The organism is uncultured Stenotrophomonas sp., assembly GCF_963519125.1.
In the GTDB taxonomy this organism is placed as follows: Bacteria; Pseudomonadota; Gammaproteobacteria; order Xanthomonadales; family Xanthomonadaceae; genus Stenotrophomonas.
Genome location: NZ_CAUQLJ010000003.1, coordinates 97,525 through 122,975, shown reverse-complemented (window position 1 = coordinate 122,975; position 25,451 = coordinate 97,525). Strand labels below are relative to the sequence as shown.

26 protein-coding genes are annotated in these 25,451 nt (G+C 63.8%); 14 read left to right on the top strand and 12 right to left on the bottom strand.

Going from position 1 to position 25,451, the window contains the following annotated elements; all coding sequences use genetic code 11:
• Positions 1–9: 9 nt before the first annotated feature.
• Positions 10–1,161: an SPFH domain-containing protein gene (locus RYM47_RS03375; protein ID WP_315386079.1), complete on the bottom strand. Its 1,152-nt coding sequence runs from the start codon at positions 1,159–1,161 to the stop codon at positions 10–12.
• Between the two features lie 105 nt (positions 1,162–1,266).
• Positions 1,267–1,542, bottom strand: coding sequence for a hypothetical protein (locus tag RYM47_RS03370; RefSeq protein WP_315386078.1), 276 nt, complete (start codon positions 1,540–1,542; stop codon positions 1,267–1,269).
• 150 nt (positions 1,543–1,692) lie between these two features.
• Here RYM47_RS03370 and RYM47_RS03365 point away from each other — a divergent pair, with 150 nt between their 5' ends.
• From RYM47_RS03365 to RYM47_RS03345, 5 genes are all read left to right on the top strand, one after another.
• Positions 1,693–2,016 (top strand): hypothetical protein, encoded by a 324-nt coding sequence (locus tag RYM47_RS03365; protein ID WP_315386076.1) that lies wholly within the window; start codon positions 1,693–1,695, stop codon positions 2,014–2,016.
• A gap of 117 nt (positions 2,017–2,133) precedes the next feature.
• Positions 2,134–2,412 (top strand): hypothetical protein, encoded by a 279-nt coding sequence (locus RYM47_RS03360; protein ID WP_315386075.1) that lies wholly within the window; start codon positions 2,134–2,136, stop codon positions 2,410–2,412.
• Between the two features lie 393 nt (positions 2,413–2,805).
• A complete protein-coding gene (locus RYM47_RS03355) occupies positions 2,806–3,297 on the top strand; it encodes a hypothetical protein (protein ID WP_315386074.1) in 492 nt (163 codons plus the stop codon).
• A gap of 494 nt (positions 3,298–3,791) precedes the next feature.
• Positions 3,792–4,148: a hypothetical protein gene (locus RYM47_RS03350; RefSeq protein ID WP_315386073.1), complete on the top strand. Its 357-nt coding sequence runs from the start codon at positions 3,792–3,794 to the stop codon at positions 4,146–4,148.
• On the top strand, positions 4,138–4,668 hold the full coding sequence (locus tag RYM47_RS03345; RefSeq protein ID WP_315386072.1) for a hypothetical protein: 531 nt from the start codon (positions 4,138–4,140) through the stop codon (positions 4,666–4,668). Before RYM47_RS03350 ends, RYM47_RS03345 begins: the two co-directional genes overlap by 11 nt.
• A gap of 58 nt (positions 4,669–4,726) precedes the next feature.
• On the opposite strand, the gene RYM47_RS03340 is transcribed toward RYM47_RS03345, so the two are convergent.
• Positions 4,727–6,052 (bottom strand): diguanylate cyclase, encoded by a 1,326-nt coding sequence (locus tag RYM47_RS03340; protein ID WP_315386070.1) that lies wholly within the window; start codon positions 6,050–6,052, stop codon positions 4,727–4,729.
• 195 nt (positions 6,053–6,247) lie between these two features.
• On the opposite strand from RYM47_RS03340, the gene RYM47_RS03335 reads away from it, so the two are divergent.
• From RYM47_RS03335 to RYM47_RS03325, 3 genes are all read left to right on the top strand, one after another.
• Positions 6,248–6,655: a hypothetical protein gene (locus tag RYM47_RS03335; protein ID WP_315386069.1), complete on the top strand. Its 408-nt coding sequence runs from the start codon at positions 6,248–6,250 to the stop codon at positions 6,653–6,655.
• Between the two features lie 390 nt (positions 6,656–7,045).
• Entirely contained in the window at positions 7,046–7,381 is a 336-nt protein-coding gene (locus RYM47_RS03330) for a hypothetical protein (RefSeq protein ID WP_315386068.1), read from the top strand.
• 91 nt (positions 7,382–7,472) lie between these two features.
• On the top strand, positions 7,473–9,518 hold the full coding sequence (locus RYM47_RS03325) for a TonB-dependent receptor (RefSeq protein WP_315386066.1): 2,046 nt from the start codon (positions 7,473–7,475) through the stop codon (positions 9,516–9,518).
• Between the two features lie 44 nt (positions 9,519–9,562).
• On the opposite strand, the gene RYM47_RS03320 is transcribed toward RYM47_RS03325, so the two are convergent.
• The 5 genes from RYM47_RS03320 to RYM47_RS03300 form a co-directional block, all read right to left on the bottom strand.
• Entirely contained in the window at positions 9,563–11,611 is a 2,049-nt protein-coding gene (locus tag RYM47_RS03320) for a TonB-dependent receptor (RefSeq protein WP_315386065.1), read from the bottom strand.
• Between the two features lie 190 nt (positions 11,612–11,801).
• Positions 11,802–13,394, bottom strand: a complete 1,593-nt coding sequence (locus tag RYM47_RS03315) for an SDR family oxidoreductase (RefSeq protein WP_315386283.1) — start codon at positions 13,392–13,394, stop codon at positions 11,802–11,804.
• A gap of 103 nt (positions 13,395–13,497) precedes the next feature.
• On the bottom strand, positions 13,498–14,883 hold the full coding sequence (locus RYM47_RS03310; protein WP_315386063.1) for a c-type cytochrome: 1,386 nt from the start codon (positions 14,881–14,883) through the stop codon (positions 13,498–13,500).
• Between the two features lie 10 nt (positions 14,884–14,893).
• Positions 14,894–16,669: a GMC family oxidoreductase gene (locus tag RYM47_RS03305; RefSeq protein ID WP_315386061.1), complete on the bottom strand. Its 1,776-nt coding sequence runs from the start codon at positions 16,667–16,669 to the stop codon at positions 14,894–14,896.
• A 3-nt stretch (positions 16,670–16,672) separates the two neighbouring features.
• Positions 16,673–17,401: a gluconate 2-dehydrogenase subunit 3 family protein gene (locus tag RYM47_RS03300; protein WP_315386060.1), complete on the bottom strand. Its 729-nt coding sequence runs from the start codon at positions 17,399–17,401 to the stop codon at positions 16,673–16,675.
• 171 nt (positions 17,402–17,572) lie between these two features.
• Here RYM47_RS03300 and RYM47_RS03295 point away from each other — a divergent pair, with 171 nt between their 5' ends.
• Positions 17,573–17,746, top strand: a complete 174-nt coding sequence (locus RYM47_RS03295) for a hypothetical protein (RefSeq protein WP_315386058.1) — start codon at positions 17,573–17,575, stop codon at positions 17,744–17,746.
• A 22-nt stretch (positions 17,747–17,768) separates the two neighbouring features.
• Here the strand turns inward: RYM47_RS03295 and RYM47_RS03290 are convergent, their stop codons facing one another.
• On the bottom strand, positions 17,769–18,893 hold the full coding sequence (locus RYM47_RS03290; protein WP_315386056.1) for a DUF3667 domain-containing protein: 1,125 nt from the start codon (positions 18,891–18,893) through the stop codon (positions 17,769–17,771).
• Between the two features lie 84 nt (positions 18,894–18,977).
• Positions 18,978–19,307 (bottom strand): YegP family protein, encoded by a 330-nt coding sequence (locus RYM47_RS03285; RefSeq protein ID WP_315386055.1) that lies wholly within the window; start codon positions 19,305–19,307, stop codon positions 18,978–18,980.
• Between the two features lie 211 nt (positions 19,308–19,518).
• On the opposite strand from RYM47_RS03285, the gene RYM47_RS03280 reads away from it, so the two are divergent.
• The 4 genes from RYM47_RS03280 to RYM47_RS03265 all read left to right on the top strand — a co-directional run bounded on the left by RYM47_RS03280 (position 19,519) and on the right by RYM47_RS03265 (position 21,920).
• A complete protein-coding gene (locus tag RYM47_RS03280) occupies positions 19,519–20,181 on the top strand; it encodes a MarC family protein (protein ID WP_315386054.1) in 663 nt (220 codons plus the stop codon).
• Positions 20,182–20,191: 10 nt separating this feature from the next.
• Positions 20,192–21,019, top strand: coding sequence for a hypothetical protein (locus RYM47_RS03275; RefSeq protein WP_315386053.1), 828 nt, complete (start codon positions 20,192–20,194; stop codon positions 21,017–21,019).
• Positions 21,016–21,438: a DUF1622 domain-containing protein gene (locus RYM47_RS03270; protein WP_315386052.1), complete on the top strand. Its 423-nt coding sequence runs from the start codon at positions 21,016–21,018 to the stop codon at positions 21,436–21,438. The genes RYM47_RS03275 and RYM47_RS03270 overlap by 4 nt, the downstream gene beginning before the upstream one ends.
• 185 nt (positions 21,439–21,623) lie before the next feature.
• The gene (locus RYM47_RS03265; RefSeq protein WP_315386281.1) at positions 21,624–21,920 is read left to right on the top strand and encodes a hypothetical protein; all 297 of its coding nucleotides are present in this window, start codon (positions 21,624–21,626) and stop codon (positions 21,918–21,920) included.
• Here the strand turns inward: RYM47_RS03265 and RYM47_RS03260 are convergent.
• Complete coding sequence (locus tag RYM47_RS03260; RefSeq protein ID WP_315386051.1) at positions 21,826–22,962, bottom strand: hypothetical protein; 1,137 nt, start codon at positions 22,960–22,962, stop codon at positions 21,826–21,828. The two genes, RYM47_RS03265 and RYM47_RS03260, sit on opposite strands and share 95 nt — an antisense overlap.
• 11 nt (positions 22,963–22,973) lie before the next feature.
• Positions 22,974–24,377: an FAD-containing oxidoreductase gene (locus tag RYM47_RS03255; protein ID WP_315386050.1), complete on the bottom strand. Its 1,404-nt coding sequence runs from the start codon at positions 24,375–24,377 to the stop codon at positions 22,974–22,976.
• Positions 24,378–24,488: 111 nt separating this feature from the next.
• On the opposite strand from RYM47_RS03255, the gene RYM47_RS03250 reads away from it, so the two are divergent.
• Complete coding sequence (locus tag RYM47_RS03250) at positions 24,489–25,418, top strand: alpha/beta hydrolase-fold protein (RefSeq protein WP_315386280.1); 930 nt, start codon at positions 24,489–24,491, stop codon at positions 25,416–25,418.
• Positions 25,419–25,451: the final 33 nt, after the last annotated feature.

The following is a 25,451-nucleotide window of genomic DNA, read 5'->3' as shown; positions in this document are numbered from 1 at the left end:
CTGTCCGCCTTAGAGACCCAGCGCCTTGGCTTTGAGTGCGTCGTAGTCGGCTTGGGTGATCAGCCCGAGGTCGAGCATTTCCTTGGCCTTGGTCAGTTTGGCTACCGGGTCATCCGCAGCGGGCGCAGCGGGCGCAACCGGCTGCTGCAGCGAACCAATTCCTCCCATCATGCCCGAGGCCATGCCCACGCCCATGATGCCCGCCGCGCCGCCGTTCTCACCGGCCGACTGGATGCCCTGGGCAACGCTGGCCTGCAGGTTGGAATTGCCACGCCCACCGGACAGCGCATCGGCACGCTGCACGGTCTTGAGCAGCTCGCGGGTGTTTGCGTCGTACTCAATCGAGACGATGGCGGTTTTGACGATGGCCAGGCCACGGTCGGACTTCCACTGGTAACCCTGTTCAACCGCAGCGGAGAGGCTCTGCGCGAAGCCCAGCGAATCCTGCTGCAGCTTGGTGATGCGGTTGCCCTTGCCCGGGTCGTTCGTATACAGGCTGAAGGCCGGCGCCAGCGAGCCCACCACTTCATTGAACAGCTGGGTGGCGGCGGCATTGTCCATGTCGGTGAAGTCGAACACCTTGCCCGGCTGCAGGTAGCTGGCCGGCACGAAGTTCTTCACGAACAGGATCGGGTCGACGATCTTCAACGTGTACGAGCCGCGTGTGACGGCGCCGACCTGGGTATTGAGGAAGCCGTCGTCCCAGTAGATTTCCGACTGGGTGCCGAAGCGGTTGTCCGGCAGTTCCTTCAGCGAAACGAAGAACGCCTGCTGCTGGCCGCCCGGCTGGCCGCCGAACTTGAAGCGCTCCCAGCTCTGCTTGATCAGCGGGGTGACGATGCCGTCGCCGGCGAAGATCGACTGCGAATTCGGGTCATCCGAGCGCCATTCATAACCACCCGGTTCAGCCACGAATCCGGTGATCGCGCCGTCCTGGAAGAGCAGCAAGCCGTAGCCTTCCGGCACCACGATCTTCGAGCCATTGGTGATGATGTTGGACGAGCCGCTGGTGTTGGACCCGCGTCCGGCATTGGTGCCCTGCGGCACCGCCGCGAACAGCGCCGCAGTAGCTGGAAGCCCAGCCGGCACGGTGTAGAAGTCCTTCCACTGGTCGGCCAGTACGCCGCCGACGGCACCCTTGACTGCTTGAATGAGGCCCATGACCCGCTCCCTGTGATCCAAGGACGGGCGGGGTGCCCGTCACGATGGACCGACTATAGCAGCGAGGGGTGGGGTGGAGATGGGCGTTTCCGGCAGGAGGCGGGCTTACGGCAGGTCGCACTTCATCTTGCCGTCCACGTAGTAGGGCTTGGGAACGTTGGGGTTGTCGCTGGTCTTTTCGAAGACCACTTCGAAGGAGTCCGCGTCGGGCGTTCCCTTGCGGTCGGTGCAGGCGTCCTGGAGCTTCTTCTTGACTGCGGAGAGCCCCGCGTCGCGATTTGCACCCTCTGCGCTGTTGGTCAGGTTGGCGACTTCAGCGAAGGCCAGGGAGCTGGTGCCAAACAGGCATGCGGTGAGAACGGCAGCGTAACGCTTCTTCATTGCTACTCCTTTGCAGTGTTCGTTAGCGCCCGTCGATCGAATCGGGCAAAGCGATTGAAACGCCGAGCGGCATGCCCTCGGCGCGTTGCTAGGATAGGGAACACAGGTTAAGGCGCTGTCGCCAGGCTGCATGGACAGGAGCGAGGTAGGATGCAGTTCAAGGTGCTGGGGTGGGCGCTGGTGGTGGTCTCGGCGTTCTTCGCCGTGGTTGGGGCTGCGCCGTTCGGTGGGGGTGTGTTCTTCCCCATCATCTCGCTGCCGATGGCGGCGTTCGTGGCGTGGCGTGGGCTGGTGGTGGCGCCGCTGCTGGTGGTGGGGGTCGCGGTTCTCGGGTTCTTTATCTCGGTGATTCCGAGGGACACCCTGCTGAGCGAGTGGGGCGTCATGGCCTGGGCGGTGGGCTGGATGGTGGTCCTGGCGGTTGGAATGCTTCGGCGGCCCACCCGTGGGAACGATCGCAAGAGGCGCTCTTAGCACCTGCCATAGTTTGAAGCAGATTGCCGACTTGTCGCCGGGACAGCAGGCTAAGATCATAATTGTGAGGTAATGATGGCTGGCTCCATGGTTTTTTCAGCTGAGAACGTCGTAGGCATGAGCACGATTCAAATCAGGTGTTTTGCACGCCTTCTGCGTGACGCTTTCCGGCCTGGAGAGGGGGATGTTCTCGAGGAGGTGTTTGATCCGTTTGACGGGGCGGCCTTGAACTACCTGGATGCAGCGGATCTGGACGGCGACAAATACTTGATCCTTTGTGGCGCGATCAACCGAGCTCATGCTGCAGGTAGGGAGAGCGGGGGCGAACTGGTCCATGAAGGGCTGTGGGTGGAAATACTTGACGCGATGGCGGCAGATTCCAGGTATCAGAAGTAGATGCCCGCAATCAGTTGTCAACTATCGATCACCTAGATTAGTGGGCATGAAGTGCCAGTGAGCTGCTGTGCGTGCGGAGCTCACGCAGCGTGGGTGCGCAATCAGGTGAATGCCGGCGACAGCCCGCGTCACAGGCGCCATCGCCTCCAAACGGTACGCTCCGGACCAAAGTGGCCGGGATGCTGCCCGCGGTTGCTGACTGAGGCCGACTTTTGTTGCATGGAGTTAGGGTGGGCGTGATGATATGTTGCACAACCTGAGAGCCTCTGAGCGAGGGATGAAAGCTGGCGTCACACATTTCTTGCCGGCCCAGCAAGCCCAGCACGGCTTGCGTTCGTTCTTGCCGAATGGCATCGCTGATCTAAGACGGCGTGGAAGCCCCGAGTGCAATCCATGATTAAGTTCATCGCTTCAGTCTATGAGCACTCACCGGGATATTTCCGGAGTACCTACTACTGTGTAGGGCCGGATGACACCTATTGCCGTGCAGTGAATCTAACAGTCCTGTCGCTGATCACAGAACTTGATCAGGAGCTGTTGGACGAAGTGGGTTACTTGCTCGACACGATGGAAGATCCGGGGCGCGAGCCATCGGGAACTGGGTGGGCGAACTGGGGTTACAACGTGGTCGCGATCTGGCTGGATCCGCCCGTAGCCAAGCCAGGGTTTGCATGCTTTACCAATGACATCTACCCGGAGCTCGATGTAGGAGGAGAGCCGCCGCAGTTTTCCCACGCGCAACTCTCCACCATATTGAATCACTGGAGGTACTTCCTGGCAGAAATTGCTGTGCATGGAATGCAGGCAATGTCTGGAAGGAGGCTTGAGACTTCATTCAACGACGATCATGACTTCCCCAACAAGAGTTGCAGAGCTGCGCCTTGAAGTCTCCGGTAGGCGCAAGGCTTCGTCGCCTTGAAGATTCTAAGAGGTGCCGGGACGTCGAGATCCCAAGCCGTCGTGTGCATGTCGCGGCATGGACGCGCGCTCCGCAGGCTACATTTTCCTTGCATCGGGAGGCGATCGGTATGGAGCAGGATCTGCTCGTTGATTCAACACTGATGTACCGATTGTTCGCAGGCTCTGAGGGCGCCATTTGCCTCGGCGTTATGACGGGTGGTATCGCAATGTATGAAGTGACCTTCGTGCTCTCCGAGGCTGAGCTGAGGGAGTACGCGGCGCGAGGCAAAAGCTACTTGGATGATCTGTCGTACGTTGCCTCGAGGAGCCCGAGTACTTTCTCTTCGCGCTGATGAGATACAAGTAGTTGATGTGTTCGCATTCGTTCATCTGCCGATACAAGTGACCTCGGCCGCGTCTCTCTAACGATACGTGGTGTCCACTAACGGGCGAAGTACTTTGCCCTTCCGGAAAGATACATGACGGGTGAGTCCCTACCTCCGATGACGCTATTCCATAAGGTTGTTCTCGCTCTTTCGTTTTTGTTGATGGTGTCCCTTAGTCCGCTCATCTGTCTCGGGCGGTCCGCGGCGTTCATTCCCAATACCTGGTTCAACTTGGCGCGGCCTCTTGTGTGGTTGGGGGTCGCTGTCCTGATCCTTGCCGCGCTGGCGGTCCGTATCCACTTGATGAAGGAACCAAAGCATCCTTTTTCGAAGAAATCGCTTGTGTTCGTTGTGTTTGGTTACACGCCCGTGGACGATCAGTTTCCTGCATCCGGCTGTAAAGATGTTCAGCACTGGGGTCGTGAAGAGGGCAAGCCAGATGCTCATTGACAAGTTGCCGTTTCACGTAATCCTGAATGGACTGTTTCTTTTTTTTGGTGTGTATGTGGTATTGGTCCAGTCGCCACATGCCATGCGTTATTTCAACCTTGGCTTACTGCTGCTCGGTGGTTGTGGTTACTTTGTTACGCTGTACATATGGCGATTTGTCTTGGACTACGAGATTCAACGCCGATGGTGTCGTGCATCAGTGCCACTGGCGTATGCTGTGCTTGCTGTGACTTTCGCGGCAAGCTTTGGCTTTGAGACTGTTGGTAAGGGCTTTGTTCGTGGTTGGTTGGCGTTCTTGCTTACAGTAGTTGGGGTGGGCCTTATCTCTGCTGCCGCGACAGTGAGGCCAGGGTTGAGAAGATGGTTGAGCAGCTCAATCGGAGGCTTGTCCACTGCTGGTGGAGTGATCCTGGCCCAGATCGGCGGGGGCCACTGGTTTGTCTTCATGGTCTTCTGCCCGTTCATTGCGGCCGTATGCGCACTTCTGGGTGTAGTGGCGTGGCGGGATGGTTCCGAGTAGGCGCTCTACGCTAGTGCACCGCACACGTAGGCGACCCGCAGGGAGCTGCATTCCCGGCTCAGTCTGCAGGCGGACGCTCGCGCCGCCGACGCTCATAGAGCTTCATGTCCGCCCGATTGATGGTGTCGGCCACGGTTTCCGAGGGGCGATTGATGGCGCAGCCGCCGGAGAAGCGAATGGGGGAAAGGTAGGCGCGGTCCTGGTACTCGGCTTCGAGCGCCTGCAGCCGCTCCAGCGTGGCGCCCGGCACGAACACCAGGAATTCGTCACCGCCGAGTCGCACCACCACTTCGCCTTCCTGCAGCGGTTCGGACAGGAACGACACGAAGTCCACCAGCACCGCATCGCCATGGGCATGGCCCTGGGTGTCGTTGATTTCCTTGAAGTGGTCCAGGTCGAACACCAGACAGCCCCAGGCTTCGGGCTGGTTTTCGGCAAGCTCGGCGAGGTAGCGGCGGTTGAAGGAGCGCGTGAGCGGGTCGCGGATGGACAGTTCCATCAGCTGGCGCTCCTGCAGGTGCTGGGTAGTGATGTCCTGCGCATGCCCGAGTACGTACTGCGGGCTGGCTTCGGTGTCGAGGATGTTGTGGTATGCCCAGTAGCGGCGCGAGCCGTCTTCGGCCAGCAGCTCCATCACGCCCGAATCGCTCTGGTTTTCTTCGATGCGCTGCAGGTACTCCTGCAGCAGATGTTGCCGTTCTTCGGGAATGATCTCAGCGAGCGAATGACCGACCAGCTCCACTTCCGGCCGGTCCAGCGAGGCGGAGGCGGCCGGATTGACCGAGGTGATAATTCCGTCCAGCGTATGCGTGCAGATCAGGCCCAGGCTGTGCTGGAACAATCGGCGGTAGCGCGCTTCGCTCTGGGACAACGCCTCGCTTGCCTGGCGCTGTTCGGCCATGCGGTTGAGCAGGCTGGCGCGCTGTTCCATCGCGAAGGCGGCGACCTGTGCGAGCCACGCGAGGGCTTCACGCTGGCCGCCGCTGGCCTGGCCCGGCGCGGTGTCGAGCAGGCACAGGGTGCCGATCCGGCTGCCGCCTTGCACCCGGATGGGAGCGCCCAGGTAATGACGGACAAAGGGCGGGCCCTGCACAATGGGGTTGTCGGCAAAGCGCGGGTCCTCGCTGGCGTCCTGCACCTCCAGCACCATGTCCGACTGGATCGCCCAGGTGCAGAAGGAGATGTCGCGGGCGGTCTCCGAGGCAGCATCGATACCGACCAGCGACTTGAACCACTGGCGGTTGCCGTCGATCAGCGAAATCATCGCGATCGGCATGCCGGTCATGGCGTGGGCCGCACGGGTCAGGGCGTCGAAGAACGGTTCCGGGTCGGAATCCAGAATCCGCAGGTACTCCAGGGCAGCTTGACGCTCGCGTTCGGTCATTCCACGCCTCCACAGCCTGTTCCGGCGCAGCCCTCCGCTGCGTCTGGGGACATCGTAAGGATCCCGCCTGCACCGGACAGTGAAGTACCCCTCCCCGCCTAGGCCAGCCGGGAAGGGCAGTGGTCGCAGGGGGTGTGAGACGCGGATGCGTGGCAAGATGGCGGTGATTCTAGAGCTACAGTCAGAGCAAGCCCGATGACCTCATCAACCGACCTGCTGGCGTCGCCAGGCTCAGCAAATATGGGCGTGGAGTTCTTCATTGACACTATCGATCGCGGTAAGGATGGTGCACTTCGCTATATCGGATACATAAACTCAGGTGGATCTGTATCGCTCGGTGAAGTCTTCGTCGAAGCTTACGTCATCCCTCGAAGTATTGATGACGTCCGAATGATGCGGCCGTTGGCAGCGCCAGTAAATAGAAGAAGGGTATCGCTGACGCTTACACACATTGAGGTTATGCGTCAGAGCATTCAGCTCCTTGGTCAAGGCATTACGGCAATCGTGGGGTTGTCTGGCGAAGGGCTTGATCTCCTTTGCGAGGGAGATCGCCTGAATACCCGTCCAGGCGCCTCGGAAGACTGGAATCGGCATGAAGATTGATCGTGCTGGCTCGGCCTTACGCGTTGGAGGTGCAATGACTGCTAAAGAAGTGAAGTATGACAGTTGGCTACTTGCTCTCCCGAGATCTGATGACGAGTATGGAGAAAGTAGCTGCCCCGCATGTATAAGCGTCGGGCTGCGTTTCCAATACTTCAGTATTGAGAGTCGGAAGGTCGGGTGGAAGTGCGCCTGGTGCCCGTCGTGCCTTAGTGGGGTGCAACTTTGCAGGGTGATCGTGCCGGAGGCTGCATTGGTCCTGAGAACTGAAGAGGAGTACAGGCTCTTTCACGACTCACATCCCGGATTGCGTCTGGTGACTTGATTGAGCGCCTGTACGGTCTTCTAAGCACTCTTGCCCTGCGAAGGGCTTTCGTCTCAATGAGGTTGGCGATGTTGGATTTTGAGAAGCTTGGTTTGAGTGACGCCGAAATCTCAGCTATCGCAATGGTGGGTGATGAGCTGCATGTGACGTATGTTGACTGGCAGGAACGAATTCGCCGCCTGAGGTTTGGAAATGTTGCCGGCTATCAAGCCTTCTGCCCTGAGCGGAGGGAGCTCAGTCATGGCACCTTGGATCTCGAAGATCCGTTGATCGGTGTTGCGTGCAAGATGGCCGGTGAGAGTTTTACGCAGGGATTCAAGGTGTATTCGTTCGTATCGGTTTGGGCTGAAGGATTGGTCCTACGGGTCATCGCTCAGGAAGTCTTCTTGGACTCCACTGACTGAAGCGCGTTCCCGGCACTAGCAGATCCGCCGTAGCAGGGTACTGTGATGTTATAGTGTTACATCCGATGCCTATTCATAACGACAGTCCTCGATGAAGATCCACGCTCTGGTGGCCGCCACGGCCGCCATCCTGTTCGCGCCCGAAACCCGCGCGCAGTCCTCCGACTCTGCGCTGACGCTGGGCAAGGTAGATGTGCACCAGCATACCGAGGGCCAGCTCACTGCCCACCAGGTGCTGACCTCCGTGGACGTGCTCGGCGCCGACCAGATCGAGGACAAGAATGTCTCGCACAGTTGGGAGCTGCTGGGCCAGATGCCGGGTATCCAGCTGACCGAGACCCGCCAGGGCGCAGAATCCGGAAAGGTCAGCTTCCGCGCCTTCAACGGCGAGGGCTACCTCAATGCCATCAAGACCCTGATCGACGGTGTGCCGAGCAACGTCAACAGCGGCAACCAGCGTTTCATCGACATGCTGTTCCCGCTGGAGATCAGCTACATCGAGGTGGTGCGCGGCACAAACGACCCGCGCTACGGCCTGCACAACATTGGCGGCAACGTGAACTTCGGTACCCGCCAGGGCGGTACCTACACCGATGGCCGGCTCAGCTACGGCAGTTACAACACCCGTGATGCGCAGCTGGCGATCGGCCGCGAGGGCAACGGCTTCGCGCAGAACTACTTCTTCGGTACCCAGGCCTCTGATGGCTATCGCGACCATGACACCTCGCGCAAGTATGCCCTGGGCGGCAAGTGGTTCTACGGCAGTCTGGACGATGGCATGCGGATCGGGCTGACTGCACGCACCTACCACCACGAAGCCGATGAGCCGGGTTTCATGACCGCCGGGGAACTGCGTACAGACCGCCGAGGCTCGCAGCTGCGCAACGCCAACGACGGTGATGACCGCGACATGCGCCAGGTCGGCGTGCATCTGGACCTGAAGCTGTCGGACACCCTGTTCCTGGGCAGCAAGCTCTATTACAACCGGTACGAAGATGATCGCAGGGTCACCTTCAGCGACCTGCCAACCGGCAACGCGCCACGCCAGCGGCGGGTGTGGGATGAAACGCAGACCGGCATGCTGACCACGTTGACCTGGCAGCCAGCAGACACCCTCACGTTGGAAGGTGGGCTCAACTACGAGCATCAGGACAACGGCTATATCCGAGAGCGTTTCAGCTACGCCGAGCCGACCGACTTCTCGGCTCCGCCCGCGCGCGTGCAGAACGACGACCGCCATACCTTCGACAACTGGGGTGCCTATGTGCAGGCGATCTACCAACCGATCAACGCGTTGAAGATCGTGCCGGCGTATCGGGTGGACCGTTTCGACGGCGACACCCGCCTGCCGGGCGGTGTGACCGGTCCGTTGCAGCGCTATGGGAGCATCGGGCAGCCCAAGTTAAGCGTGGTGTATGCCTTCACCGATACGGCGAACGTGTACGCCAACTGGGGACGCACCTTCCAGGTGCTGACCGGTTCGACCGCGCCGGCGTACCTGACCCCCGGCCAGGCGCCGATGGGCGCGTCCACCAACACCGGCATGGAGCTGGGCATGAAGTTCAGCCCTTTCACAGGCAGTCAGGCGCGTGTTGCGGTCTGGCAGCAGGACGCGGCCAATGAGGTATCCAACATGCCCGCCACCGGTACCACCGTGACGCTGGGCAAGACCCGAAGGCGCGGCGTGGACGCGCAGATCAGTGCGACTGTTGGCGAGCGATGGACGGTGTGGGCGTCGCATGCGTACCAAGAGGCGAAGATCGAGCGTGATGGGCGCGACGCCGGCGTGTCGCTGGAAGGTCGCGAGGTGGCCGCCACGCCGCGTTACATCAGCAACATCGGGGTGGATTTCCAGGCGACCGAGGCGCTGCAGTTCGGGCTGCAGGGGAGGGCGCAGGGGGATTATTACCTTGAAGAGCAGAATGTGGCCGGCAAGTACGGCAGCTTTGCGGTGTTGGACCTGAGCGCACGCTACGACATCAGCCCGCGCTGGAGCGTGGATGTGCAGGTGAAAAATGTGACGGATCGTGAGTACGCGTATGCGTGGTACGACAGTTTCTTCTGGGAACAGCCGCAGCCGATGTTCTCACGGGCTGCGGGGCGGGGCGTGTATTTCGGGTTGAACATGAAGTTGTGAACATCGCGTAGAGCCGGGCAGAGCCCGGCTCTCCGCGCATTCCATCAGAACCGCGCGGTCGCGCCGACAAAGAACGTACGCGAGCCCGTGTCGTAGCTGTTGCCGTCGTCGATGGTAGAGACGTCGCCCGCATTCAGCACGCCAGCGCGCAATGTCAGGCTCTCATTGACATCGAACCCGGTCACCAGATCCCACGTGGTGTACGCCTTGGCAAAAGTGGGGCTGGTGCTGGAAACCAGCTGCTCGCCCACGTGCTGGGCGCTCAGGTTCAACGACCATGCATCCGTGACCTGCCAATCCAGCGAGGTATTGGCAGTCAGCTTCGGCACCACCAGCAGATTGGCACCGGTGGTGCGGTTCTTCGACTCCAGCATGCGGGTGGCATTGGTGGTCCAGCTCAGGCGCTCGTGCAGCGGAATCGTGACGCTGGCTTCCACGCCGCGGGTGCGGGCCTCCTGGATGTTCTGCGCTACGGTCCACCAGAAACCATTGACGAAGCTCGAATCAAAACCGGCGATGTCGCGCAGCGGTACCTGTTCGATCTTGTCGTCGAAGTCGGTCAGGAAGTATGTGGCCGAGGCCGACCAGCCGTTGCGGTCGAAGCCGACGCCCAGCTCGTAGTTCGTGCTGGTTTCCGGTTCCAGGTTCGGGTTGCCGGCCATGTAGCAGCCGGTGGTGCCGTCGGCGCTGACCGAGCGGTTGGTCCAGCCTTCCACGGTCAGGCTGCGGCAGCCGTTGCCGCCGGACTGGGTGGCCGCACCGGCGCTGCCCTGCTTGAGGTTGGGGGCGCGGAAGCCCTGCGAGACGCCACCCCGCACCGTCCATGCGTCCGACGGATGCCAGACGCCGTAGATGCGCGGACTCAGGTTGTCGTCGTAGTTTTCGGTGTTGTCCCAGCGCAGGCCCAGGGTCAGGGTGAAGCGCTCATGCAGGGTGATGTGGTCTTCGGCGAACAGGGCCCAGGAATCGGCTTCATTGGTCGGGCTGATCCGACCGGTGCCGCTCCAGGTCACCGGCACGGTGCCGATGGTGTCGGTGTTCTGCAGCTCTTCGCGCTTCCACTGGCCGCCCACGTTCAAGCTGTGCTCGAAGCCCCAATGGAAGCCGGTGGCGAACGCGGTGTCGAACACGGTTTCCTTGGAGTGGTTGCCGACTGCGCTGCCCTTGTCTTCGTAATCGTTCTGGGTCAGCGTGGTCTTGGAGGTGCTGGTGTCGCCGTAGCGGCCGTCATGGGTGACCACGTAACCGGTGTGGACCAGCTTGGACAGGCCCCACGCGTTGACATTGCCGGCACCGCTGTTGCGCTGCACGCCGTGCGAGGCCTCGAAGCCTACGGTGTGGTCGCCGTTGATAGCCCAGTTGAGCAGGGCGTTGGCGTTCTCCGCCTTGTTGCCCGGGGTCTGGCTGCGGCCACGGTCGGACTCGCGGTCGGTGACGTTGGCGCCCACCCGCAAACCCAGGTTTTCGGTCAGCGGGCCACTGAACAGCCCGCCCATCTGGGTGGTGTTACCGCGCGTCTTCGAATCCGGCTTGCTGTAGTTGTAGGTGACCGAGCCACCCCATTCGGTGCCGATCTTGCGGGTGATGATGTTGATCACCCCGCCCATGGCGTCGGAGCCATACAGCGAAGACATCGGGCCACGCACCACTTCGATGCGCTCGATCATGTCCGGCGACAGCCAGTTGAGATCCTGCGGGCCCAGGTCATCGCGGTAGTTCACGCCGGACGAATTGCCCTGGCGGCGACCGTCGATCAGGATCAGGGTGTACTGCTCGGGCAGGCCGCGCAGGCGGATCTTGGACTGCGCGCCGGAGAGTGCATAGCCACCGGTCACGCCGGGCACGGTGCTGAGCAGCTGGCCGATGCTGCTGACCGGCTTGCGCTCGATTTCCTGGCGGGTGATGACGCTGATGCTGGCGGGCGCGTCGCGGATCCACTGCTGGGCGCCGGTGGCGGTGACGACGACGGTGTCGAGGTCCTTTGCGTCTGCAGCTGCTTCGCCTGTGGCGTGGGCCTGCGCGGAGAGGGCAAGGGCAATGGCGGCAGTGAGTGCGGCCAGGGAATGGGCAAGCGTGGGGGATGAAACGTGCATCGAGAGCAAACTCCTGAGTGAGAGGGTCCGCTGGCGATGGCTGGGACGTCCGTGTACGGTGTTTATGAAAACGTTAACAATAGTATCACGAACCATTCGCATTTGACACATTGCGAAAGGTTGTCACATGGAAGTAGAGCCGGGCTCTGCCCGGCTCCACATGATCCAAACAGCCGCGCAGAGCCCGGCGTTACCAATCGGTAGGCACGTAATCCTTAAGGAACTGGCCCCACACGTGCTCGCCGGTGTTGAAGCCATGGATGATCGGATCGACGATGCGCGCTGCGCCATCCACGATATCCAGCGGCGGGTGGAAGCGCTCTTCCTCCACCTTGCGCTTGGCGATTTCCGCCACGTCTTCGTCGGTCACCCAGCCGGTATCCACGCTGTTCATGTGGATGCCGTCGCCGTGGTAATCGGCCGCGGAGGTGCGCGTCATCATGTTCAACGCGGCCTTGGCCATGTTGGTGTGCGGGTGACGGGTGGTCTTGAAGTTGCGGTAGAACTGCCCCTCCATCGCCGACACGTTGACGATGTGCTTGTCGTGCTCGGGCGAGCGCAGCATCAGCGGCTTCAGGCGCGCATTGATGATGAACGGCGCGATCGCATTGACCAGCTGGGTTTCCAGCAGCTCCACCGACGGCACTTCGTCCAGCTGCAGGCGCCACGAATTGCGGCCACGCAGGTCGACCTGCTGCAGGTCCTTGTCCAGCTGGCCTTCGGGGAACAGATGCGTCTGGCCCAGCAGTTCGTCGGCCAGCAGCGGCACCTGCGACAGCTCGGCGGCGCGGGTCAGGCCGTCGGCACCCAGCAGCGCAGCGTCCTTGACCGCCAGCGCGGACGCGTCGCTACCCAGCGACAGCATTTCCGAACTGCGCAGGCCTTCGTACTGGCCTACCAGCTTGCGGATGGTTTCCGGCAGGTCCTGGGTGGCGACGGTCTCGCCGGCCATCATGTGCGCGTAGAACTGCGGCGGACGGCGCACGGTCTGGCAGGCATTGTTGATGATGAAATCCAGGCGCGTGCGGGTGGCCAGCAGTTCGCTGCAGAACGCTTCCACGCTCGGCGTGTGGCGCAGGTCCAGGCCGTACACCTGCAGGCGGTGGCCCCATTCGGCGAAGTCCGGCTCTTCCGCATAGCGGGCGGCCGAGTCGCGCGGGAAACGGGTGGTGACGATCAGCTCGGCACCGGCACGCAGCAGCTTCAGGCCGGCCTGGTAACCGATCTTGACCCGGCCGCCGGTCAGCAGCGCAACACGGCCGCGCAGGTCGGCGGTTTCGGTGCGCTTGATGAAGTTCACGTCGCCACAGCTCACGCACATCTGGTCGTAGAAGTGGTGCAGCTGGGTGTACTTCTGCTTGCACACGTAGCAGTGGCGCGCTTCGGATGCGTGCACTTCTTCCGGTGCATCCGCAGCGTTCTCACCGTTGTGCGGGTCGTGCAGGCCGGCGGCATGCGGCGGGAAGTAGTTCGGGGTGGTGAACACCGGCTTGCGGCGCAGGGTGCGGATGCCGGTGTTGTCGAGCTTCGCTTCTTCCTTGCGGATACTCTCTTCACGCAGGCGCACCTTGGCCTGCTGCTTGAGCTTCGCCCGGCGCTCCTTCGGTTCCGGGTGGTAGACCTGGGCCACCACCTGGTGGAAGCGCTTGCGCTCGTCAACCGGCAGCACATCCAGCAGGGTGCGGTCGAGGTCGATCGCCGCCAGCAGGTCCATCGCGGCGCGGATGCGGTCATCAAGGGGCGACGCGTCCTGGGGCAGGGCGTCGGCGGGGGAAGAAGCGATTGCGTTCACGTTGGATCCGGGAGAGAGCGGCAGGCGGGCATACAGCGGGCCGCTATTCTCCCTGATCCGGGGCATTCATGCAGGCGCGGCCTGAACCGCCCCGTCAGCCGGCATCCTCGCCGTCCCGGGCGGTGGTCGGATCGTGCGCGTCTTTGGCCGCCCGCGCCTCATTCTGCAGGTGTTTCCGTACCTTGGCCGCCTGGTCCGGGGTTACCGCCCCCGCCTGGTTGCCGAAGTCCTGGCGGATGAAGGTGGCCAGCTGGGCGATCTCCTTGTCCGACAGGCGTTCGGCAAAACCGGGCATGCCCAGGTTGGACGGGCGCTGGGCGGTAGAGGGCAGGGTGCTGCCGGCCAGCAGCAGGCGGATCACCGAGGTCGGGTCGTCGGCCAGCACGGTCGGGTTGCCGGCAATCGCCGGGAACACGTTGGTATAGCCCTTGGCGTCGGTGCGGTGGCAGGCCGCGCAGTTGTCCACGAACAGTTCCGCGCCGCGACTGTCGTTGACGCCGGCCTGCAGCTTGCGTGCGGTGGCGTCGCTCGCCGTGTAACGGGACGGATCCTGGCCGCTGGCAGGCAGTTGTTTCAGGTACAGGGCGATGGCCTGCAGGTCTTCATCGGTGAGCTTCTGGGTGCTGTGGGTGACCACGTCGGCCATGGGCGTGCCCACCACGGCACTGTGCGCGTTGCGTGCGGTGCGCAGGGTGTCGACGATGTCCTGGGTGGACCAGCGGCCCAGCCCGTCGGCGTCGTTGCCGCGCAGGTTCACCGCGTTCCAGCCGTCGATCACCTGGCCGCCGGCGAGGTAGGCGGCGCCGCTTTCATCCAGTGCCTTCTCCTGCAGCGTGAAGCCGCGCGGGGTATGGCAGCTGCCGCAGTGGCCCAGGCCCTGCACCAGGTAGGCACCGCGGGCCAGTTGCGGGTCGCTGTAATGGCTGGGATCGAATGCCACCGCGTCGGCGTCCGGAGCGAAGGTCTTGCGCCAGATCGCCAGCGGCCAGCGCATCGACAGTGGCCAGGTGATCTCCGTGGCACGGTTGGCCTCATGCACCGGCGCAATATCCCCGTGCAGGAAGTAGGCGTGCAGGGCGCGCACGTCGTCGTCGCTGACCCGGGCATAGGACGGATAGGGCATGGCCGGATACAGCGTGCGGCCATCGGGCGCGATGCCGTGGCGAAGTGCGCGGTCGAAGTCGTCCAGCGAGTACGCGCCGATGCCCGTTTCCTTGTCCGGGGTGATGTTGGTGCTGTAGATGTTTCCCAACGGCGAAGCGACCGGCAGGCCGCCGGCGAACGGCTTGCCGCCGGGCCGGGTGTGGCAGGCGGTGCAGTCACCGGCATCGGCCAGGTAGCGGCCGCGCTCGATCAGCGCGGCGTCTGCCGCGGGCCCGTCGGCCAGTACGCGGGTCTTGGTAGGGATGAAGGCATAGGCCAGCGCGGCGAGCAGCAGTACGAGGCCGATCACCACGATCCAGAGCAGGAGCTTCTTCATGTGCGCCTCCTCAGGCCTGGACCATCGGGCCCGGATCGGGCAGGTACTTCTCGCGGATGGCGGTGGCCGCCCAGTACGCCAGCCCGCCAACCAGACCGGTCGGGTTGTAGCCGTTGTTCTGCGGGAAGGCGTTGGCGCCGATCACGAAGACATTCGGCACGTCCCAGCTCTGCAGGTAGCGGTTGAGCGCGGAGGTCTTCGGGTCTGCGCCCATGATCGCGCCGCCGCAGGTGTGCGTGCTCTGGTACTTGGTGATGTTGTAGCGTTCGCCGTTCTTCTTCGCATCGCCACTCATCGACAGCGGATTGAGCGTGCGGCTCATCTGCATGGCCTGGTCGACGAAGAACTGCGAGGCCTTGATCTCGTTGGGGTGCCAGTCGAACGTGATGCGCAGCAGCGGACGGCCGAAGGAATCCTTGTAGTTCGGGTCCAGGCTCAGGTAGTGCTGCCGATAGGACATGCACGCGCCCTGGACTTCGTAATAGAAGTTGTGGCGGAAGTTGTCGGCGGCCGCCTTCTTCCATGCCGCGCCCCAGTTCGGCGTGCCCGACGGCACGTTGATGCCGCGCACCGGCCCGGCACCGGGCTGGCGTGCCCAGACCAGGCCGCCGCCGACGAAACCGGCCTTGGCGTTGTCCAGCTGGTTGCCGTTGAGGTCGTCCATGGTGGTGCCGGCGCCACCGATGCCGATGAAGCCGTTGGCCTGCACGTCCTTGTCGAAGAACAGCACCACGCGGTTGAGGTTCTGGTACGAGTAATTGCGGCCTATGGTGCCGGTGTTGGTGACCGGGTCGTAGGCCTCGCCGATGCCGGAGACCAGCATCAGGTGCACGTTGTAGAGCTGGAATGCGCACAGCAGCACCATGTCGGCCGGCTGTTCCACTTCACGGCCCTGCGCGTCCAGGTAGGTCACGCCGGTGGCCTTGGACTTGCTGCTGTCCAGGTTCACCCGCAGCACCTGCGAATGCGTGCGCAGCTCGAACTTCGGGCGCTGGCGCAGTACCGGCAGGAGGCAGGCATTCGGGCTGGCCTTGGAGTAGTTCAGGCAGCCGTAGTCGCTGCAGAAACCGCAGGCATTGCACGGTCCCAGCTGGCAGCCGTAGGGGTTCACATAGGGGCCGGACGCATTCGAGGCCGGAATCGGGTAGGGGTGCCAGCCCATTTCCTTGGCGGCCTTGTAGAACTGTTCGCCGCCCAGGTAGTTGGGGTTGGGCCCCAGCGGGTACTCACGCGAGCGCGATCCTTCGAACGGATTGCCACCGGGCTGCACTGCGCCCTGGATGACACCGGCCTTGCCGGAGGTGCCGCAGACCCGTTCGAACATGTCCAGGTGCGGTTCCAGCTCGGCGTAGGTCACCGGGAAATCCTGGATGGTCATGTCATCGGGAATGAACGCCTTGCCGTAGCGCTGCTCCACGTTGGAGCGCAGCACCAGGTCTTCCGGCAGCGGCCGGAAATGGGCGCCGCTCCAGTGGCTGCCCGCGCCACCCACCCCGGTACCAGGTTTGAACGAGCCCATCTGCCGGTAGGGCACGGCGGTGTCGGCGATGGAATGCCTTACCGTCACGGTTTCCTGGTTGAGGCTCTGCAGGTAGCGGCGGTGCACCGAGCCTTCCAGCTCGTCCACCACCTTGGGGTAGGCGAAATCAGGCTGCGTATCGCGGTCGCCGCCGCGTTCCAGGGCCACTACGTGCAGGCCGGCGTCGGTGAGCTCCTTGGCCAGGATCGCACCGGTCCAGCCCATGCCAACAATGACCGCATCCACTTTCGGTTTCGTGATCGCCATCGCTCAGCCCCTCCGTCCGGCCAGATCGACCGGCGGCAGGGGATAGGGTTTCTCACGCACGCCGATCCAGTCGATATAGTCCGCGCGCATGCCCGGGTAGCCGATCATCTTCCAGGCGGCCATGCCCTTGTTGGCGCCGTACTTGGGGTCGGCGAAGTAACCGTTCTTCACTTCGCCCAGCAGGTTGGAGAAGAACAGCTTGCTGGAAATGGCGTCCAGCTCAAGCTTGCCGCCCTCGGCGGCCTTGAGCAGGGTTTCCTGCTCCTCCACGCTGAGCTGGGCAAAGGTCTTGCCGTCGAACGCGCTGCGGCAGTGGGCATCGAATGCATCGATGCCGACCTTGATGATATCGCGCAGCGCCAGTTTGCCCTGGTAGCCGAACTCGCTGGGGGCCTCCAGAAATGGGCCCTGCATGTACCAGATCGCGCCGGCCGCATACGGCGTCTGCATGTGGCGGTCGAGGAATTCGGGCACGCCGGATTCAACGGCGCCGGGGCCGGTTTCGTCCGAGGGGATCAAACGGTCGCAGGCGGCGGTGATGAACGCCCATTCGGCGGCGTTCAAGAATTCGGGGGTGTAGTCCTTGGCCGCCGCGCTGTCGGCAGGCGTGGCGTCGGTGGAGGTGTCGGGCGCGCAGCCGGGGAGGGCGGCGGCTACGGGAAGCAGGGTGAGACCCTGGAAAAAACGGCGACGCGTCAACGTCGGCCGACTCTGGTCTGCCTCATCTTTCATCGGTAGCTGCCTGTGGGGTGGCTGGGTGCAGGACTGGAGTCTAGCCCTCACTGCGCGATGAAAATGTGCATCACTTGGCCGTGGCGATCCCGTCACCCGCTCCGGCAACGTCGTGCATGCTCATCACGCAGAACGTGCTGTAGTGACATCTCTTACCAGAGGAGGTGCGCCATGCAGCTGACCCGCGCGCAGATTTCGATCCTTCAAGCCATTGCGGCGACGGACCCGGTATCGGCGGAAGACGCTACGTGGGCCGTTACCGCAGGCTTGGCTGTACAGGCAGAGGACGCGGACATCGACCTGACACCTGCGGGCCGCCGTCGGCTCGAAGAGGAAGGGGCGTGACGCCGTTGGCTGCGCACGCGGCCTATATGCGGGCCAGGCTTGCGATCGCCAGGAACACGGTGGCCGTGGTCACTACGGTGAAGTACAGCCAGCCCAGTGCCGTGAACTTCAGGAAGGTCACCAGCCAGGACTGGCCGTACACGCGGCGCTGCATGAGCAGCAGGTAGAGCGGCATCCACGCCAGCAGCACCGCTACGACGACGCCGATCAGCGTGCCTGCGATTGGAACATTCGCCATCTGCCCAGCCACCATGGTCAGCAGCAGGATGCCCAGCAGGGCCACACACAGAAACGCATGGCTGTACAGCGCCACGACCAGGTGTTCCAGGTACAGACGCCCGCTACCGAGATAGAAGACTTTCAGCAGGAACGCGAACAGCGGTACGAGCACGAACAGGGCTGACGGTACCGATGCGAAGAATGCATTCACCAGCAGCTGCGGCCGCTCATTGATGCGGGGCAGGTTGAGCCGGATGATCTCGGCCTGGCCGGTGAGCCAGCGGTTGGCGAAACCCGGAAGGAAGTCGATGTCCACCGGGGTGTAGGCCTTGGGGCGAGCAGGTACGGGGACCGGTGGCGGGGCTGGAGTTGCGGAGGGGGTTGCGGCGGGCAGCGCGGACAGTTCCCTGTTGCGCTGGGCGGCCTGCTTCTCAACCTTGGCAATGGCCCGGTCCATGGTGAAGCGCAGCGACTCAGGCAGGGTGTCGCGCGCGGTTTCGAGCGGTTTGACGTGCGTCAGGCGCGCCTTCTCCACCTCTTCGGTGGTGCGGGCGTCCTTGAATGCAGTCGCCACTTCGGGCGGGGCGGGCGTCTGGTCGACGAAGGTGCCGGCGTCGACATGCACTGCCAGCCGCGCCACGAAGAAAGTCAGCACCGCCACGATCACGAACAGCCGGATCGGCGGAATGTAGCGGGTGCGGTGGCCGGCCAGATAATCCGCTGCGAGTCGCCCGGGCAGCAGCAACTGGCGGAGGGTGCGGAAGATCCGCCCGTCCAGGTGCCAGAACGATTCGAACACCTCTTCGATCGCGTGCCCGAAGCTGCGCACCGGGCTGTGCGCCGATTGTCCGCACTGGTGGCAGAAGTCGCCCTGCAGGGCGGTGGTGCAGTTCTCACAGGCATCAAGGTGGGACGCAGTCGAACTCATCGGTGCCGGGGCCCGGGCAGGGAAGGCGCATAACATAGCCGGGCGCCCACCCCGGTGCCAGTGCCTGCCAGGCGGTGCGCGAGCTCAGGTCTGGTCGTCGATGGGCGCATCCGGCCCGTTGCTCATCACCGAGCGGATGCCGATCTCGCGGGCGCCGGTCGAGGTGTAGGTTTCGCTGGTGCCAATGACCTGCCCATTGGCGGCCATGAGGTTGAACATCGGTTGTCCATTTGCAGCATTCTTTCGCAGGTACCGATCTTCGTACAGCGCGTTCGCACGTACCGAGGCAATGCCGGCCAGTGCCTTCTGCCTGGCGGTATAGCGCTCGCCCTGCAGGATGACTTCGTTGTTGCCGGCTTTCAGCACGAAGTGGAACTGCGAGCCGGATTGGCTGAGAACGTATCGAGCGGCCACGGGAACTCCTGTCGTCGTGCCGAGGGGCGGCACGAATGTCCGGCGTCCGGGCGTCGCCTGTCTATCCCCAATCCGACCGGGTTCCGGCGATCATCGATGAACAGGCGGTGCATTCTTCACTGGCCGCAAACAAGTAGAAGTACTGACGCGCCGCCATGCGTCGATCCGTGATTCTGGCACTGAACTTTTCGTGCCCGCGGGGTGGAGCTCGATGTTGCTGGTACTGTCTGCCCTGTCAACTCCCCCGTCGCCCCAGTACCTGCTGGCGCTGGCAGACGTATTCCTGCTGTTCTTCATCATGATCGGCCCGATCAAGGCCATCGGGGCCTACGCGGCGGCCGCGCAGGGGATGGAATCGAAGCAGTGGACGGCGGTGGCATGGAAGGTGTTCGCCATTGCGGTGGTCACCACGGTGGCGGCTGGCGGACTGGGCGGGGCGGTGCTGCACAAATGGCATATCGCCCCGGCCGTGCTGCAGCTGGCCGGCGGCCTGGTGTTCCTGTTGGTGGCGCTGCAGATGGTACTGGCCCAGTACGCAGCACCTGCACCGACAGCAGCACCGACAGCAGCACCGGCCGACGGGCCACCGCCCACGGCACGGCTGGCATTTCCGGTGACCCTGCCGGCGTACGGCATCGCGGCCCTGATCGTACTGGTCGCGTTGAGTGGCTCCACCGAACGCTACCTCTGGATCATGGGCCTGGCGATCCTGGTGCTGGTGCTGGACCTGCTCACCATGCTGTACATCCGCCAGATCGTGAAGGCCGTCGGGCAGCTGCCGCTGCAGATCCTGGCCGCCGTGCTGGGCATGCTGCAGGTGGCACTGGCCCTGCAGCTGATCACCGGTGCTGTGCGCACCATCATTACGACCTGAGGGCACCGGCATGGAACTGCAGGGAAGCTTTCCGTATCTGCCACTCTGGCTGATCACCGTACTGCTGTTCGTCGCGCTGGTGCTGGCCCGCGAACTGGGCACCTGGCTGCGCCTGCGACGCCGGAAGTCGACAGCAGCGGCCCCTGACAAGGCCGTAGACGCAGGCGACGACAAGGACAGCGTGGCCTTCGCCACCACCACGGTGCTGGGCCTGTTGGCGTTGCTGATCGGCTTCACCTTCTCGCTTGCGCTGGGACGGTACGACGACCGCCGCACCCTGGTGCTGAAAGAAGCCAATGCGCTGGGAACCACCTGGCTGCGTGCTGATCTGCTTGAGGCGACGGACACCGCCCGCGTGCGCGACGTGCTGCGGCGATACGTGGACTCGCGGGTGGCGTTCGCCAATGCGAACGGCGCTGCCGCCGAAGTGCAGGCCAATGCGCGCAGCGTGGTGCTGCAGAACGAACTGTGGGCCGCGGTCATCGCGGGCACGGCATCGTTCCGTGACACGCCACGCGCCTCGCTGCTGGTCACCACCACCAACGAGTCCATCGACCTGGCGGCCGAACGCTTTGCCGCACGGCAGGACCACATTCCGCACCGGATCCTGCGCATGCTGTTCCTGTTCTCGCTGCTGGCGGCGGGGTTGCTGGGCTATGAGCGCGCGCGGGAACGCAGCACTACCACACTGTTGCTGCTGCTGTTTTCCCTGGCCGTGGGGCTGGTGCTGGATCTGGACCTGCCCAGCACCGGCATGGTGAACGTGCCGCAGGAGCCGATGCTGGACCTGCAGCGTTCGATGCAGCCGACCAGTTCCGCTACCGGAGCAGGCCCGTGAACCTGGCCGCCGCTGCATCGCGCCCGCTCGATCCGTTGCCGCTGGACACCTGGCTGGTCGCACTCACCGAGCCGGTGGTGACCATCATCGCGCTGCTGGCGCTGGTGGTGATCACCGTGGCGACGATCATCGCGTTCGTGAAGATGATGCTGATGATGGCGCGCGGTGGCACCAATGTGCAGCGCAGGGCGCTCTGGCTGGAGTACGGGCGCTGGCTTGTCGCAGGCCTGACCCTGCAGCTGGCGGGGGACATCGTGGAGTCCGCCATCTACACCACCTGGGATTCGATCGGCCAGCTCGCGGCCATCGCGGTGGTGCGGACGTTCCTGAACTACTTCCTGGAACGGGATATCGAAGAGATCCGGGAGCGCCAGCAATCGCCTCCACAGGAGCATGTCCCGGGCGATGGGCGCGAGTGAACCTGCACGCCGCCAGCTGTCACCGCATCCGGTTAATCAGGGCCGTGCCGCAGTACGTCCACCTGGAGTGCATTCCAGCTGCACATCCACTCCACATCCGGCCCCCTAGAGTTGGCGCACTCCCAGCACCGGCGCGCCCCGTGAACCTGCAGCCCACCGTTTCCCATCCCTTGCCCCGGCGCGCAATGCCCGATACCTGCCAGTTCGAGCTGCTCGATGTGAGTGCGCTGCAGGACCCGTGCAGCGGGCGCATCGTTCACCTGTATTCCATGGTGGCGCGCTGCCATTCCTGCGAAACCGTGTTCAAGGCGCAGGAAGGGCAAGGCTTTGTCAGCACCTCGGTGGCGCGGGTGCTGCGCTGCCCGGCCGGCTGCGGCGAGCAGGCGCTCAGGGGTGCCGTGCTTCGCCAGTGGACGCCGCCGGCTTCGCCCGCGCCGCAGCACTCTGCATCGCTACCGCTGCCAGCACCTGTTGCGGCGTGAACTGGCAGTGCCCGCTCCCCACCGGGGGCAGCTGGGTAAGCTGTGAGGCCGCACCCGCTTCCCGCGCCAGCGCCGGGTAGATGGGTTCGAAGCGTGGCGTGACCGACGGATCGTCAAGGTTGTACTGCACCACCACCGGCCTGCGAATCGCACCGGTCAGCGCCAGCTCGCGTGTCAGTTTCGCCGCTGCAGCGGGGTCTGCCGCCACCCGTCGAACCCCCGCATTGAACGCCTTGTCGTCGCCGAAACCGGAATACACCGTCTCCCGGTTCGACACCGGCAGCCCGCCGCTGCGTTTGACCAGTTGCTGGAATACCAGCGTGTGCAGGCTGATCGTGCCGGCCAGTTCGTCCGGTTCCAGCTCCAGCCGCCGTGACAGCTGCGCGGCGGCGGCAGGATGGGATTCAATCGCCGCTGCAATGGCCTCGTAGGTCTCGCCCTGCGGCATCGTCGCGGCGGCCGGCGACAGCAGTCCACCGTCGGGCAGCCCCCTCGCGTTCGGGAAGAAGTACTCGAAGGCAACCAGCGAGGTGAGCATCTCCGCAGCCAGCACATCGCCGGGCAGGTTGGCGCCACACATCGATACGCCGCCGCTGTAGTGCTGCGGCAGTTGCTCCAACGTGCCCAATGCCACGGCGCCCCCCATCGAGAATCCGATGATCCAGCTGTGCCGGGTGTCCGGGTGCTGGGCGACGAACTGTGCGCGCAGGCGCTCCAGGTCGGCGATCGCATCCATGACCGCCCAACCCTGGCTGCTGTAACCGCTTTGGGCCACGGCATACCCAGCCTGGGTCAGCGCTTCAGTCCATGCGTTGCCGGGCCATGGATCGGGCCGGGGTGTGCCCACGGGTTCGAAGCCATGCGCATACATCACCAGCTCCCCATTCCAGTGGGCAGGCACGTCGATGCGCCAGGGAGCGCCCTGCAGGGTGCCGGTTTCGGTGCGGGTTGCCGAATCGGCGGGCGGCCTGCTCCACGCCGGGGAAAGCAACAGGACGGTGCACAACCCCAGGGACAGCGACAGCCAGCGTGCCTTGCGCATCCAGTACGTCCTCAGTCAGCCGCCGGCGAAAGATCAACCAGCAGGGTGGGAATCAGTTCGGAAACCGTCGGGTGGATAGGGACCGCCCAGCGCAGCTCATCCAGCGGGCGATCCGCGCTCATCGTGTCGAGGATGCCGTGGATCGCTTCGTCTCCGCCAGTGCCCAGGATGGCCGCCCCGAGGACACGCCGGGTTTCCGCGTCGGCGACCACCTTCATGAAGCCCTTGGTTTCGCCTTTCTCCACGGCCCGGCCGACGCGGGTCATGGGGCGCTTGGACACCAGCAGGGGACGGCCGCGTTTGGCCGCTTCGGTTTCCGACAGGCCGGCCCGGCCGAGTGGCGGATCGATATAGAGCGCATAGCCCGGCACCCGCTGGCTCACCCGCCGGTCCTCGCCGTCGAGCAGGTTGGCCGCGACGATCTCGAAATCGTTGTAGGCCGTATGGGTGAACGCGCCCCGGCCGTTGCAGTCGCCGAGCGCCCACACGCCGGCCACCGAGGTCTTCAGCCGGTCGTCCACCGTGATGTAGCCGCGTTCGTCGGTTGCGATGCCTGCCGTTTCCAGACCGAGGTCGTCGGTGTTCGGGCGGCGCCCGATCGCAATCAGCACGTGGCTGCCCACTACGGTCGTCGCGCCGCTGGTCACCGCGACACCCTCGGCGTGCTGACCGAACGAAATATCGCTTGCACGGGTGTGAACCGCGATGCCCTCATCTTCCAGGATGCCGCGCACCGCCTCGGAGACGTCATGGTCCTCACGCGAGATCAGCCGGTCGGAGCGCTCGATGATGGTCACGTCGGCGCCGAAGCGCCGGTACATCTGCGCGAACTCCAGCCCGATATAACTGCCGCCGACGACCACGAGGTGCCGGGGCAGGGTATCCAGTTCGACCATGCTGCTGTTGGTGAGATAGGGCACGTCCGCCAGCCCCGGCATGTCGGGGACTGACGCACGACCGCCCACGTTGATGAAGATGCGCGGCGCCGTCAGCCGCTCGCCATCAATGATCACGGCATCCGGGCCGTCGAAGCGGGCGTGACCGCGGATCAGCGTAACGCCAGGCATGCTGCCCAGCCAGTCTTCGTTGCTGCTGCGCGAATCCAGGATGACCTTGCGCGCCCGCGCCGCGACCACGCCCATGTCCACGGTTACCGGGCCACCTGCGAAGCCGTACTCCGCACCCCGCCGGGCCGTGTGCGCGGCGTAGGCGCTGGCGACCAGCGTCTTGGTCGGTTTGCAGCCGGTGTTAACGCAGGTGCCGCCGACGTAGTGGCGTTCAATGATGGCCACTTGCATGCCGGCCGCGTGCAACCGACCCGCCAGTGCCGGGCCGGCCTGGCCAGTGCCGATGATGATGGCGTCGAACGCGCGGGACGGCGTGGCGGGGGTAGGCGATGCTGCGCTGCTCGGCATGGGAGGATCCTTGTGTGGGTCTTGTATGATTTCCGACGCAGCCGCCGGAGGCGGTATCGGAATCACCATGGAGATGATGCGTTGAACTATCTGGTAGCAGGTGTTGTGGTTCTGTCGATTCTCGTCGGGTGCGCCAAGTCACCTGACGCCATCGTGCCAGCGGCAACCGCCGCGGCGGCGCCAGCCGCTTCTGCACCCGAAAAGGCCAGTACGCTCGGTGGGCAGCGCGGGAACGGCCTGCCGTATGAGGTGGTGGGAAGCGAAGTGCATGACGTGAAGGATCCGGTGTCCGGCCGCGATTACCAGGTATTCGTCGCGCTGCCGCCTTCGTATGCCGACAACCCCGAGCGGAGGTACCCGGTCCTGTATGTCACCGATGCCGACTACGCCTTCCCGCTGGCTCGCCAGATCGGTCGGCGTTTGAATGTTGAAGGCCCGAAGCTGGAGGAGTTCATTCTGGTCGGCCTGTCCTACGCCATGGGCGATGACGGCATGACCAGCCGTCGCCGCGACTACACGCCGACGCCCAGAGGCCCCAGCAGCGCCCCGGCCGATGCCGTGCACGGGGGTGCCGCGTCCTACATCACCTACCTGCGAGGCCAGGTGCTGCCCTACGTGGCCAACCACTACCGCACCGACGAGTCCCGTCGCCTGCTGCTCGGCCACTCCTACGGCGCATTGCTTGGCACCCAGATCCTGTTTACCGACCCCGGCCTGTTCTCCGGCTACATCGTCGGCAGCCCGTCGTACTGGTACGACCATAATGTGATGAGCCGTTTAGAAAAGGACTACGCCGGCAGGCACGATGACCTGCCTGCGTCGGTCTACATGTACGTGGGCGAGTACGAAACCCCGGCCTTCGGCAACGACGCCGACATGGTCGCCGACGCCCGGCGCATGCAGACGGCGCTGACTGCACATCGCTACCCCTCGCTGCGCCTGAAGCTGGACGTGCTCAACGACGAAGACCGCCTCAGCGTCGCCCCGCGCGGACTGACGCACGGACTGAAATACCTGTTGGGCTCGGCAGAGGAAGGCTGACGGGATGAATCGTTCAGGTCCAGCGGAAGAAGA

What these genes read in the sequence shown, in the direction of transcription:
- RYM47_RS03375 (WP_315386079.1), bottom strand. Translation starts at nt 1,161, where the DNA reads ATGGGCCTCATTCAAGCAGTCAAGGGTGCCGTCGGCGGCGTACTGGCC.
- RYM47_RS03370 (WP_315386078.1), bottom strand. Translation starts at nt 1,542, where the DNA reads ATGAAGAAGCGTTACGCTGCCGTTCTCACCGCATGCCTGTTTGGCACC.
- RYM47_RS03365 (WP_315386076.1), top strand. Translation starts at nt 1,693, where the DNA reads ATGCAGTTCAAGGTGCTGGGGTGGGCGCTGGTGGTGGTCTCGGCGTTC.
- RYM47_RS03360 (WP_315386075.1), top strand. Translation starts at nt 2,134, where the DNA reads ATGAGCACGATTCAAATCAGGTGTTTTGCACGCCTTCTGCGTGACGCT.
- RYM47_RS03355 (WP_315386074.1), top strand. Translation starts at nt 2,806, where the DNA reads ATGATTAAGTTCATCGCTTCAGTCTATGAGCACTCACCGGGATATTTC.
- RYM47_RS03350 (WP_315386073.1), top strand. Translation starts at nt 3,792, where the DNA reads ATGACGGGTGAGTCCCTACCTCCGATGACGCTATTCCATAAGGTTGTT.
- RYM47_RS03345 (WP_315386072.1), top strand. Translation starts at nt 4,138, where the DNA reads ATGCTCATTGACAAGTTGCCGTTTCACGTAATCCTGAATGGACTGTTT.
- RYM47_RS03340 (WP_315386070.1), bottom strand. Translation starts at nt 6,052, where the DNA reads ATGACCGAACGCGAGCGTCAAGCTGCCCTGGAGTACCTGCGGATTCTG.
- RYM47_RS03335 (WP_315386069.1), top strand. Translation starts at nt 6,248, where the DNA reads ATGACCTCATCAACCGACCTGCTGGCGTCGCCAGGCTCAGCAAATATG.
- RYM47_RS03330 (WP_315386068.1), top strand. Translation starts at nt 7,046, where the DNA reads ATGTTGGATTTTGAGAAGCTTGGTTTGAGTGACGCCGAAATCTCAGCT.
- RYM47_RS03325 (WP_315386066.1), top strand. Translation starts at nt 7,473, where the DNA reads ATGAAGATCCACGCTCTGGTGGCCGCCACGGCCGCCATCCTGTTCGCG.
- RYM47_RS03320 (WP_315386065.1), bottom strand. Translation starts at nt 11,611, where the DNA reads ATGCACGTTTCATCCCCCACGCTTGCCCATTCCCTGGCCGCACTCACT.
- RYM47_RS03310 (WP_315386063.1), bottom strand. Translation starts at nt 14,883, where the DNA reads ATGAAGAAGCTCCTGCTCTGGATCGTGGTGATCGGCCTCGTACTGCTG.
- RYM47_RS03305 (WP_315386061.1), bottom strand. Translation starts at nt 16,669, where the DNA reads ATGGCGATCACGAAACCGAAAGTGGATGCGGTCATTGTTGGCATGGGC.
- RYM47_RS03300 (WP_315386060.1), bottom strand. Translation starts at nt 17,401, where the DNA reads ATGAAAGATGAGGCAGACCAGAGTCGGCCGACGTTGACGCGTCGCCGT.
- RYM47_RS03295 (WP_315386058.1), top strand. Translation starts at nt 17,573, where the DNA reads ATGCAGCTGACCCGCGCGCAGATTTCGATCCTTCAAGCCATTGCGGCG.
- RYM47_RS03290 (WP_315386056.1), bottom strand. Translation starts at nt 18,893, where the DNA reads ATGAGTTCGACTGCGTCCCACCTTGATGCCTGTGAGAACTGCACCACC.
- RYM47_RS03280 (WP_315386054.1), top strand. Translation starts at nt 19,519, where the DNA reads ATGTTGCTGGTACTGTCTGCCCTGTCAACTCCCCCGTCGCCCCAGTAC.
- RYM47_RS03275 (WP_315386053.1), top strand. Translation starts at nt 20,192, where the DNA reads ATGGAACTGCAGGGAAGCTTTCCGTATCTGCCACTCTGGCTGATCACC.
- RYM47_RS03265 (WP_315386281.1), top strand. Translation starts at nt 21,624, where the DNA reads ATGCCCGATACCTGCCAGTTCGAGCTGCTCGATGTGAGTGCGCTGCAG.
- RYM47_RS03260 (WP_315386051.1), bottom strand. Translation starts at nt 22,962, where the DNA reads ATGCGCAAGGCACGCTGGCTGTCGCTGTCCCTGGGGTTGTGCACCGTC.
- RYM47_RS03255 (WP_315386050.1), bottom strand. Translation starts at nt 24,377, where the DNA reads ATGCCGAGCAGCGCAGCATCGCCTACCCCCGCCACGCCGTCCCGCGCG.